The sequence below is a fragment of the Chamaesiphon sp. GL140_3_metabinner_50 genome, from assembly GCF_025361915.1.
Lineage (GTDB): Bacteria > Cyanobacteriota > Cyanobacteriia > Cyanobacteriales > Chamaesiphonaceae > Chamaesiphon.
In genome coordinates this window covers 1-11909 of sequence record NZ_JANYJC010000391.1, presented here as the reverse complement: position 1 = coordinate 11909, position 11909 = coordinate 1, and the positions used below count along the sequence as shown (strand labels likewise).

At 43.7% G+C, this 11909-nt stretch carries 9 protein-coding genes and 1 tRNA gene; 3 read left to right on the top strand and 7 right to left on the bottom strand.

Annotated elements, in window-relative coordinates:
- Positions 1-208: 208 nt before the first annotated feature.
- From Q0R35_RS19230 to Q0R35_RS19200, 7 genes are all read right to left on the bottom strand, one after another.
- Positions 209-1732, bottom strand: a complete 1524-nt coding sequence (locus Q0R35_RS19230; RefSeq protein ID WP_295622209.1) for a slipin family protein — start codon at positions 1730-1732, stop codon at positions 209-211.
- A gap of 593 nt (positions 1733-2325) precedes the next feature.
- Positions 2326-2399, bottom strand: a tRNA-OTHER gene (locus Q0R35_RS19225).
- 190 nt (positions 2400-2589) lie between these two features.
- Positions 2590-4251: a dynamin family protein gene (locus Q0R35_RS19220; RefSeq protein ID WP_295622208.1), complete on the bottom strand. Its 1662-nt coding sequence runs from the start codon at positions 4249-4251 to the stop codon at positions 2590-2592.
- A 48-nt stretch (positions 4252-4299) separates the two neighbouring features.
- Positions 4300-4605, bottom strand: coding sequence for a type II toxin-antitoxin system RelE/ParE family toxin (locus Q0R35_RS19215; protein ID WP_295622207.1), 306 nt, complete (start codon positions 4603-4605; stop codon positions 4300-4302).
- A complete protein-coding gene (locus Q0R35_RS19210) occupies positions 4602-4829 on the bottom strand; it encodes an addiction module protein (protein WP_295622205.1) in 228 nt (75 codons plus the stop codon). The genes Q0R35_RS19215 and Q0R35_RS19210 overlap by 4 nt, the downstream gene beginning before the upstream one ends.
- A gap of 151 nt (positions 4830-4980) precedes the next feature.
- Positions 4981-5571 carry a hypothetical protein gene (locus Q0R35_RS19205; protein WP_295622203.1) on the bottom strand — a complete coding sequence of 197 codons (591 nt, stop codon included), beginning with the start codon at positions 5569-5571 and terminating at the stop codon, positions 4981-4983.
- Between the two features lie 107 nt (positions 5572-5678).
- Positions 5679-7736 (bottom strand): dynamin family protein, encoded by a 2058-nt coding sequence (locus Q0R35_RS19200; RefSeq protein ID WP_366944951.1) that lies wholly within the window; start codon positions 7734-7736, stop codon positions 5679-5681.
- Positions 7737-8437: 701 nt separating this feature from the next.
- Between Q0R35_RS19200 and chlP the strand changes: the two genes are divergently transcribed.
- The 3 genes from chlP (at position 8438) to larE (ending at position 11691) form a co-directional block, all read left to right on the top strand.
- On the top strand, positions 8438-9664 hold the full coding sequence (gene chlP, locus Q0R35_RS19195) for a geranylgeranyl reductase (protein ID WP_295622200.1): 1227 nt from the start codon (positions 8438-8440) through the stop codon (positions 9662-9664).
- Between the two features lie 256 nt (positions 9665-9920).
- A complete protein-coding gene (gene egtC / locus Q0R35_RS19190) occupies positions 9921-10712 on the top strand; it encodes an ergothioneine biosynthesis protein EgtC (protein WP_295622198.1) in 792 nt (263 codons plus the stop codon).
- Between the two features lie 124 nt (positions 10713-10836).
- Positions 10837-11691 carry an ATP-dependent sacrificial sulfur transferase LarE gene (gene larE / locus Q0R35_RS19185; protein ID WP_295622197.1) on the top strand — a complete coding sequence of 285 codons (855 nt, stop codon included), beginning with the start codon at positions 10837-10839 and terminating at the stop codon, positions 11689-11691.
- Positions 11692-11909: the final 218 nt, after the last annotated feature.

The window sequence follows — 11909 nt, the reverse complement described above, 5'->3', positions numbered from 1 at the left end:
AATGGGTTCTATAGAACCCATTTGAGATCTTTTGAGATGCTGGTGGAGAGGGTGGGTTTTGTTCGAGATCGAACAGTAACATCGACATTAAATTGCATAAACCCACCCTACAGATCTGTGAAAATGACTAAATGACCCATTCTGCACACCAACCGTAAAGATCTCAAATAGGCTCTATATGCGCGGTGCTGTCATCTTTTAAAGAAGGTTACTTTTTGATGTTAATCAGATCGGTCAAAATATTATCCAAACCGCCATTGACTTGAATGCGATCGATCTTTTCAGCAATTCGCTCTAAGATTTCCAACTCCTTCAATCTCAACGCGACGGGGTTTTCTTCCATCACTTTGGCAGTATTGAGCATACTCCGAGTCGCGGCGGTTTCTTCCCGACGGCGCACCACATTCGCTTGAGCGGATTTCTCGGCTTCGACAACTTTACTCAGGATGGTTTTGATTTCCCCAGGTAAGATAATATCTTTCACGCCGACAGATTCTACCGAGATGCCATATTCGGCAGTTTTAGCACGGATATATTCAGCAATATCACGGTCGATCGTACCTTTATCTTCGAGCAATCCATCTAAAGTTCGTTCGCCGACTGCTCCCCGCAAGCCAAATTGTAGCTCTTTATAAATAAAGCCGTTGATATCTGCTAAGTTATTCATCGCCTGTAACGGATCGCTAATCCGATAGCCAGCCGTCAGATTGAGCCGCACGGGGACTTTATCTTTCGTCAGAATATCTTGCCCCGAAACTTCCATATTTTGCAAGCGCATATCCATCGCGAGCGATCCGAACGATCGATTGAATGTCCACCAGGCGTGAATTCCTGGCTCTAGCTGGCTCTGAAATACCCGATCGATATACAAAAAGCCCAAGTGCTGCACGGGCACTTCTCGGACGTGTAAGGCATCGCTGGCAAGCTTTTTAATTTTGTCATTACCCGATACTAATTCGGCAACTAATTGGGATGAAAGTTGCGAATTGGTACTAATATCGATCGTTTCTACCGTTACGCCTTGCCAGAATAATTTGCGACTGTGGGGCGGTAAAATGGCGATCGGCTGTTGTTTATCGCGCACTATGGCGACTTGTTGTGCTAATGTTTCGGCAACGGTGCAATATTCAGTGATAAATTCGGGATGGAGATCGATTAAGACATTTTCATCGGGAAATGCCGGATTAGGAATCGTCCGATTGAGAGTCTTAAATTGTAAGTCTTTAGATGACGACCAAAACGCATATTCACCCGTCCCTAATGGACGCACGAAATTGTGCTGCACGTACATTAAACCAATTTCAGATTCGGATACCTGAAACTTTTTGATACCGCTCAGGGCAATTCCTCGCGTTTTCTCGACTAAATCTGGTGGTAATTCGATACTTTCTGAAAGATTGAAGTACCGCACTTCGATGGTAATAAACCCTTTCCAAAAAGTGCGTAATTGGTTAGGAGCGATAACGATCCAGTTTTGCTTGAATTGGAGTAATGCGACTCGATCGAACGCTGTCTCCACGATCGTTAGATGTTGCTCTAGTTTATCGCGATCGGTTTGGAGTAACAGCTCTAATTGCTCGATTTGGGCTTCTGGCTGATTGAGATCGTAAGTTTTGACGCTCCAATTCCAGCCTAAGTAACGATGCGTACCGGGCGATAAAATTGCCTTAAAATCGCTCTTGTTGTATAAGAAACCCCGCTCGTGAGGTTTGATGTAAAAAGTCTTGAACATATAATTTGTTGGGTTTCGCGTTGCTCTACCCAACCTACGATGGAGAATAGAATTTAAATTGTTTGTGGATGTTAACCCCGCAAATGCTGGCGTTTAAGACAGTCTAATGACGGACGAAAGGTTTATCTTAAATTGGATTAAGACAGATCGATCGTCAAGTTTTATCCGAGGACAAAGCTGTTTGCTCGATCGGCAAATATATCGTTCGTACTAATACCATTGTTCCCACAGGAACACCAATAGTAGCTGAAGGAAAATACTCAAATAAAAGATGCACGCGATCGTACTAGTACCAAACTGCTGCCAAATTAAGCCGCTAGGCGACTAAATTTTGGCAAAACGCCAACTTTACAGAGTTGAAAATAATGGACTCGAACCATATTGAGATTTCTCTCGTACCGTTTTGGCTTGCGCCGACTTCGTGGAAGGAAGGTGTCTGATTTAACCTTTGACTTGGTTTGGCTTGCGCCGCCTTATCCTAAGTAAGGTGCCCAAATTTAACCTCTGTGGCTGGAGGGTTTGAAAAGTGCGGGACTCGAACCTGCTACCTATTGGCGATCCGCCAACCGCTCTATCCGAATGAGCTAACTTTTTGGTGTACGATCTGGGACTCGAACCCAAGCTCTACCGATACCTCGGCTGCTTTATCCAACTAAGCTAATCGCACGATCGACTAATAATCATGCGTGACGGTATACGCTCAAACCACAGGTTGGCGCACCAGTCAGATATTTAGAATCAGAACATTTGTCTGCAATCTTATTCATGTCTACTTCTTACTATAACATGGAAAATATGTTTTACAGATGAAACTTAGCCATGAAAATACTAAATAAATATATATTTACGGGTAAAAGCTACACTGACGCTGAAGCTAATATATCTGCCAGACAGGATTCTAAATCTGTGAGTCTTTTTTGTTGCTGCGGATCGATTTGACGATCGATCTTAATTTCTGGATCGATCGCCATCATTGCCCGATCGCGATAGGCTTTAATTGTCTCCATTACCTCGGTATTCAATCTAAATAAATAATCCGCAGCAGCATCGAGATAAGCTTCTGATATTTCGGCATCGTAATTACTATTACTAGTACTATTATTATCTGAAGGTAGTCCAGATAGTTTATTAGCAATCGTTGTCGCACTACCCGCAACGACGGCACCTAACGGCCCACCCAAGACCCAGCCTAGTCCTGTCGCTAATGCTGTCGGGGTCAAACTATTCAGAGTAGACGTTTGTTCTGGTGGCGATGGTATCGATGGTTCGGTTAATAATAGTTCGGGTGGATCTGGTAAAACGATCTGTAATGGTGCGACTGAAGGGGTATTAAAAAAGCTCTCAGCTTTAGTCACCCAATCGTTAATTTCTTGCTGAGAATGTCGCAATCGGGGGCGAACATTGCTCGATTCCCACTCACCAAAGCCTTGCTGTCTAATTACCGTAATTAGTGGAGCTTGATAAAAACTGATTAGATTCGGCAAATACAACCATTGTTCGACATCTTTGAGACTATTTTCCCAGCCAGCCTTAATTAATTGTTGAGCTTTGCACTTGAGAGCTAATTCGCGATCGCATTTCTCTTTATTTTCATCAATTTCCGCCTTTAACTTAGCAATTTGCGCTTGTAACAACCCTTGAATCTCCAACCCCAAAGATTGCAATACAGGCATTCGCACCTCGGCTAGTTCCTCCCGCTGGTGCGATACAATCGCCTGGAGTGCCGATATAAATGCCGATAACCCCGAAGTATGTAAAGTTGCGTCATCACCCTTCAGACGAGCGCGCAGAGCCGGGAGCGCATCAACCCGATAGATGTTGCTAATTCCTGGCGGTAATTGCGATCGAAAACTTTCAGCCACAAATCTCAACCGATGTTGAACTTCTTTCTGTTCTTCTAGCTCTAACATATTCGTAAAATTAGCCACGAATACCACGGTATTAATCCCGCGATTTTCCAGCCAATCTCGTAAATGTTCGCGTTCGCCGAGCGTCATTAATTTGCGAACATCCAACACATTTACCACCAAATCCGCAGCCAATAATCGATCGCGCACCAAGTTATCCTGCTCGTCGCGATCGTTCGTACCGGGTAAATCGAGTAATTCTACCCCAGTTTTTAAAAACGGATGAGGAAAACTCACCTCGACTTCCATCACATCATCCCGCATCCGTCGATCGTTATCTAAAGTGGCAAATTCAGTTAAAATATCGGTATTCTTAGCCGCGATTATTTGCCCGTTAGTTAAGGTAATTTTAGTTGCCAATTCTTCACCATACACAACTTTAATCGCCGCACCCGTAGTCGGAATCAGATCGATCGGTAATGTTTTATTGCCCAAGATTGCGTTTAATAATGTTGATTTACCATGATTGAATGGCCCAAATACAGCAATCTGGTAATTCGATCGAGCCGATTTATTAGCAAGCGTTCTGAGATCGTTACCAAGTCTAGAGTTTGGGTCGATTTCCAGCTTGCTAGCGGCAGCTTGAAGGTGGGTGATGAGTGAGGAATTCATGGTGGTGCGATCGGGTTAATTTATTTACAAGCGTAGGTTTAGATGCTCTTAATATTTGTTTAATCGATCTTGCCAATCAGTAGGATTTCGCTTGGTATGGAAGCAAGCAATCACAAAAATCGTATCTTCCTCAACAACATAAAAAAGAGAATAAGGAAAACGTCTGACTAGTGCGCGTCGAGATTGTTGGTAGATAAGCCGATATGCAAGAGGATTACGTCCGATTGTCGATATACATGCATCAATAGCACGCACAAATTCAGAACCCAAACCTGGATCTTGTGATTCATACCATGCAAAAGCATCTTCTAGATCTAACTCTGCTTCTGGGCGAATAATGAGCCTGTAATTCATTGAGCAGATCCTAATCGCTGTTTGACAGTTTCCCAGCTTGAGCCAGCAGTAGGATCTTGCCGATGTCGATCGAGTCTGCGATCGAGTTCTTGTTGTTGTGTAGGATCTAATTGGACTTCATCTTGTCTGTCTAGAATACTATCCCATAAATCTTCGGCAAGTTGAATGCGCTCGGAAATACTCAGTTGGGAAATTTCAACCTTGAGAAGCGGATGGTTGCTCATATTAATTTAGTTTGCTGAGTTACATCTATATCTGGATTATTCCATCATAGCCACCTGTAGGTTGGGTTGAGCGATGCGAAACCCAACATCCCTACAAGCAATGGATAGGATTGTTGGGTTTCGTTCCTCAACCCAACCTACAAAATTGGCACTACCATCGGATAGTTCGCCTCTTAAATAAGCCGATAGTAGCACCCATCCCTAAACCACCAAAAATTAGTCCTACAGCTATTGAACCCTCTCTATCCACTGATGGATTAATATATTTCGTATCATTTGTAATAAATACGCCATTGTTGAGCAACCATTTTTTTACGTCGGTAGCCATAATGGAAGTTACATGGCCTTTAACTGTCAGCTTGTTAGTTGCAGGGTTTACTTGAATATATTTCTCTATTTGATCCTCTTGTACAGCAATAATCAAAGAGACTTCTCCTCTTGAATTTGTCTGTTGATGTAATGGGATATAGACCAAAGCCGTATCTATTGGGACATGAATCAGAGGTATATTAAGCCGCCTTTGAGATTGTGCCGTTGTCTCATCTGCATAGCCAGAAACTTGAGCATAATAGTTATTATGATTAATATTTCCTGACTCAATAAGACTTAAATCTACCTCTCCTATATCTGGAGCTATTATCTGTCTGCCAGCAGCATGAATTACTAACACAGTTACACATAAGGCAACTGCTGATTGCCACCAGCCCCCAATAGTGATGCAGTTAGGCTTATACTTAGTCATTATTTTTGTGTATTATTTATGGTTGTGATTAATAGTAATCAGCGCATTACTCAATATTTGGGCTGGGTACTGCCCGTTACCTGAATTTTGAGCGATGTCTCCACCAATTAACCATTCAAGAATCCCTGATAAAAAGCCTCGATCGATTCAGACTCCTTCACTACATCAGCTTCAAACTTCTGTAACCGATTGACCTCAGTGACTCGATCGATCTCCTGAGATTCTTTCTGTTTGACGAGGTTTTGTAATTCGCCTTTGCGCGTTTTAATATCGTCATCGATGCGTTCGATCGCTTCCCGTTCGTAACTATCGAAACACTCTTGCACCGCACTATAAATCGGTTGCCATTGTTCTTTAGAAATCTCTGGTAATTTAGCGATTAATTGCTTTTTGATTTCTTGAGTAAAATATTTTCGCGCGTGTTCGACTTGGAACGCTGCAACGCCGATGCCTGCTGCCATCACCCCAATCGGGCCGAGGAGCGCGCCGAAGACGACGGCAATTCCCGCTGTAGTGAAGATGTTGAGCATGATGCTTTGGAAGTTGAAACCGCCGACGGCTAAAGCGGCGACAGCAAAGTTGCCAGATGCGAGGGAAAATAAACCCATCGCCCATTTTGCCCAGGCTGGGGTACCATCATCGTCGAGAGCTTTACTGCGGGTGTGGATTTTACCAGTCAGTTTTTCGGCCATTTCTTGGGTGATGTTTTGATAATCTACACCATGTTTTTGGGCTTGAGCTGAGAGTTCGCTAAAAGCCGCTGTGAGTTCTTTTTGCGCTGAGAGCGTCCAGGTGGCATATTTATCGTTTATGTATTGCTGGAAGCCTTTTTGAGCGGCTTGGTTGAACTGTTCGCGCTTGCTGCCGCTAAAGAAGTCTAAAAGTTGCAGATCGGAGGGTTGATAAGTTTGGAAATCTGCCTCGAAAGTATCTTCTAATTGTAATAAATAAGTCTTCATTGAATCGGCGATCGATCGGGCTTGACGATCGCGCACGCGGCGAATATCATCGCGGAAGACATCGCGAATCGATTGTAACTGAATGAATTGGGGTTCGATCGCTTCGATTTTAGCTTTGAGTTCGACGACGTTAGTATCTAGAAGCGGAATTCTGCGCGCGACGGCTTCGGAGACATGGCTGCAAGTTTGCTTGGCAATAATCCGCGCTTGACGCAATTCGGCAATTGCCCGCTCTTGAGTTAAAAATGTATTGAGCGCGTTGATAAATGGTGGGAAACCCGTTCCATCGAGATCGGCTGCTTTATCTTTAATCCGGCGGCGGAGGGCGGTAATTGAAGATAGGGGAAATACGCGCTCGTCGTAGATGTCGTAACCATCGACGGTGCAATATTCGGCTAAATTAGCTTTAAATACCCGATTTAATTTGCCTTCGGCTTCAGCTAATTCGGTAGCATCATCGGGATCGATTAACGATTCTTTGACTCGATCCCAAGCATTAATTAAAAAGAATACGCTCAAACCGCGATCTTTAATATAGTTCTCTAAATAGCGACGTTCGCCTAACGTACATGGCTGCGAAGCACTGAGGACAAATAACACGGCATGACAATTATTGAGATATCCCAGCGACAATTCATTCCGCGCTTCGGTATCATTCAAACCAGGACTATCGATAATTTCAATGCCTTTCGATAGTAACTCTAGTGGATATTCCACAACGGCATAGTCCACATCGGGGAAAGCAGGTTTGTTACTCTCTTCTAATTTCTTTGCTTCCGCTGGATCGATCGTATATTTAGTTTTAAACGCACCAAAATCAATCGACTCAGGCGGCTTACCATCTTTAAAATGGACGGTAACTTTTTTCTGCTCTCCATAGCGCAACACTGTCAACAATGCCGTGCAGGGGTTGACATCGCTGGGCAAGATATTCTCACCGATTAAGGCATTTAAAAACGTACTTTTACCGCGCTTCATATCGCCCAACACCATCAGCCGAAATACACCTTGCTGAAGATTGGTACTAGCTTTAGTCAAATCTGCCAAATCGCGATCGAATCCCATTTCGCCAGATCCAGTTTGTGCGGCTAACTCTGACTGCTGGAGGTTAGCTACCATTCGGCGGAGGCTCCCAGCCACTTCTTGGCGCACTCTCGCGACGCGATCTAAATCTTCGAGAAAACGATTGGTTTTGACAGTAGACATTATCATAGTTTCAAGTCGATCGGTAAATGAGCATCAATCCAGCAATGGCGATACATATACAAATACAGCCCTAGCCTAGCAGAACCCGGAAACTTTGGTTGTAAGGCGCGGATCTTTTTAAAAACCACGAGCTACTTTATGGTTGTTAGGATCTAAAACTAAATTTACCTATAATTGTTAGGATCGATCGCTAATCTAGCCAAGCGTAATATCGACTGTCAACAGTGAATCTACGCAAGAACAAATATCGTTGTATTTCTCTGCGCTCTTCACGCGCCTCTGCGGTTCATAATCATCAATTCACGATCGCTAGTAAATTTGGAAATAATTTAAATTTGTTATGATACTGCCGAATTAATATTTTTTAACCGCAGAGACGCAAAGGACGCAGAGATTGGAAAAGAAAGATACTACAGTCTTATTTATGGCACTATTCCATCGCCATACCAGCGAGAAGCAAGATTGCATAAATGGTAAAGTGAATCTGATAATTCTTTGCCTCGATCGGTTAATTTCGATGTGACTTGCGGGGGAATAGTCGGTTTATAATGCCGATCGGGTTGTTCGTAATCTATCCAAATATGTCGGAATATAAAGGAATATTTCAATTCTGACCGACTGGATGGGTTTGGCAGCAACCATCACGAGAGTCCGTGCTAACATCCATCATTGTAAGCACGAGTCATGAAGAGAGTGTAACTGTGGTACTACGGGTTGCTGTTGTCGGTTCTGGGCCAGCGGGTTCTTCCGCTGCTGAAGTTTTAGCTAAAGCAGGAATTGAAACTTATTTATTCGAGCGTAAATTAGATAACGCCAAGCCTTGTGGTGGTGCGATTCCTCTTTGCATGGTGGCTGAATTTGACTTACCATCACACATTATCGATCGCGAAGTGCGCCAAATGAAGATGATTTCGCCTTCTAATGTTGAAGTCGATATCGGTCAAACACTCAAGCCTGGTGAATATATTGGCATGTGTCGGCGGGAAGTCTTGGATGGATTTTTACGCGATCGAGCTGAGAAACTCGGTGCTAAATTAATTAATGGTACCGTCCATAAGTTGGAAATGCCGGGACTGAACACGACAGATCCTTATGTGCTCCACTATGCGGATCATTCTAATGGCAGCCTCGAAGGTGAAGCCAAAACCCTGAAAGTCGATCTCGTCATCGGTGCGGATGGTGCTAACTCTCGCGTCGCTAAAGCGATGGATGCAGGCGATTATAATTATGCGATCGCATTCCAAGAACGAATCAGATTGCCAGAAGATAAAATGGCTTACTATCACAGCCTAGCTGAGATGTATGTCGGCGATGATGTTTCTACAGATTTCTATGCCTGGGTATTCCCCAAATTCGATCACGTAGCGGTCGGTACCGGGACGATGAAGGTACACAAAGCCTCAATTAAGCAATTACAAGCCGGAATCCGCAAACGGGCTGCTAAGAAGCTTGAAGGCGGCACCATTATTAAAGTTGAAGCTCACCCTATCCCCGAACATCCTCGTCCCCGTCGGGTTGTCGGACGTTGTGCGCTAGTCGGCGATGCGGCTGGTTACGTTACTAAGTCTTCTGGCGAAGGGATTTACTTTGCTGCTAAATCTGGACGCATGTGTGCGGAAACGATCGTCGAACGTTCTGAACAAGGCGCGAAAATCCCGACAGAAGCCGATCTCAAGGTTTATATAAAACAGTGGGATAAAGCTTACGGCTTAACTTACACGGTACTAGATATCCTCCAACGTGTATTTTACCGTTCCGATGCGACTCGCGAAGCTTTTGTGGAAATGTGTGGCGATCTTGACGTGCAAAAACTCACCTTCGACAGCTATCTCTACAAAACGGTCACTGTTGCAAATCCGATTACACAGTTGAAGATTACCGCTAAAACGATCGGCAGTCTACTCCGAGGTAATGCTTTAGCTCCCTAATCGCGTTGGCGTAGCCTCTAGAAAGAGAATCGCTAATTTAACTCATACCTTAAAAAAGGTAGGTACCAGTACCTACCTTTTTTGTCAGTTTCGATCGTTTGAGTTTTAGATCCCCGACTTCTCAAAGAAGTCGGGGATCTAGCTGCAATATTTTAAATCTTCACCACCCGATCGCAATAAATAAGGTAAGCTATTCGTTACCTAAAATTAGCATCCCCTCATCCCGTCCCCCCGTCCCTCAGTCTCCCCCTCCCAAATGTGCCGTCTCCTCGCCTACCAGGGTATCCCCCAATCGATCGATCGATTAATTGCCAAACCCGAACATTCGCTGATCGTTCAAAGTTATCAACCTCGTGAAATGACAGCAGGGGTGATTAATGCCGATGGATTTGGGATTGGTTGGTATCACAACGATACACAATATCGCGATCCGTTTATCTACAAACACACTCAGCCAATTTGGACTGATGTCAATTTACCCGATCTGAGCCGATTTGTAGAAACTGGCTGCATGTTGAGCTATGTGAGAAGTGCCACGCCGGGACAAGGCGTAAGCATGAGCAATTGTCAACCTTTTCGGGATGGTAAATTGTTATTTATTCATAACGGATTTATCGATAATTTCCGCTCTGGATTATACAAGCAAATTCGCGAGAAATTACACTCGCATATCTATCAAGCGATCGATGGTACGACCGATTCGGAGCATATCTTCGCGCTATTTTCTAATATCTTGCACACTCACCCCGAACTACCATTAGAAACCGCTCTCCAACGTACTTTACAGCTCTTGCGCGATTTAGTCGAAACCGAGCGGACGACAATTTCTGCCAATATTGTGATTAGCGATGGCGACAGATTAATTGCTTCGCGCTTCGCACATCGCGCGACAGTTCCATCGCTGTATTGGATTAAAAATAGTATCGATTATCCCGATTCAGTTATCCTCGCTTCCGAGCCAATCTTTGCCGACAATTGGCAAACTTGTCCGATGCAGAGTATTGTTACGGTTAGCAAAGATTTAGATGTCAAAATTCAGCCGATTTAAATATCGGTGCGATGTAATTTACTAATTCACATCGGCTCAACAGCTATCGATCGTGACAGGATCGCCAGATTTGATATAATTGAAAGTAGTCACTTCCATCGCTAGATCGGGTTAATTAGATTGAATGTTAGAACTAAAACTAGAACGACTTCGCAATCTATTTATAGAGATGGATCGAGCGTTAATTGCTTATTCTGGAGGGATTGATAGTACCCTAGTTGCTAAAATTGCCTACGATGTTTTAGGCGATCGTGCTTTGGCTGTAACGGCTAAATCGCCATCATTATTACCTGAAGAACTAGAAGATGCGATCGAGCAAGCAAATGCGATCGGTATCGCTCATCAGATTGTCGAAACTCACGAAATGGATAATCCTAATTATTCATCTAACCCCGTCAATCGCTGCTATTTTTGTAAGAGCGAACTTCACGATACGCTCAAACCTTTAGCTTTAAAACTTGGCTATAGTTATGTCATTGATGGTGTTAATGCCGACGATCTCCAAGATTATCGCCCCGGCATTCAAGCAGCTAAAGAACGCGGTGCTAGATCGCCATTAGCGGAACTAGAAATTAGTAAAATCGAAGTTCGAGAAATTGCAAAATTGCTGGGTTTATCGTGTTGGAATAAACCCGCACAACCCTGTCTGAGTTCGCGGTTTCCTTATGGTGAAGAAATTACAATTCCTAAATTAAACCGTGTGGGGAGAGCTGAAATATATTTGCGGAGATTGGGATACGAAAATATTCGGGTGAGATCGATCGATGATACCGCCAAAATTGAGTTACCAGCCGATCTAATTCAACCATTTGTAGCAAACACCAATCTTGCCGAATTAACAGCCGCCTTCGTGTCATTTGGATTCGTCTATGTCACTCTAGACTTGGAAGGTTATCGGAGCGGTAAATTAAATCAGGTATTATTTAACCTACATTCCGCTAGTCCAAGCGATCGAAAAATAATTAAAACGAAGCCATAGGATCGTAGCAGTTACATTCTCAATAAGTTCAGACTATTGAGAACTACCTTTCGATCGCCAAAAAGAGTCTAAATCGCTAGAAAGGTTGATGTGAAAGGATTCTGGGCCTTATTATTTTTTAGGCGATCGAACTAGCGGAATGTGGGTTTAAAGCTTCACGCGTCGGTTTCGCATTGCCTACGGCAGGCTAACGCCAACAGTGGAAGCTGTCAACTGTC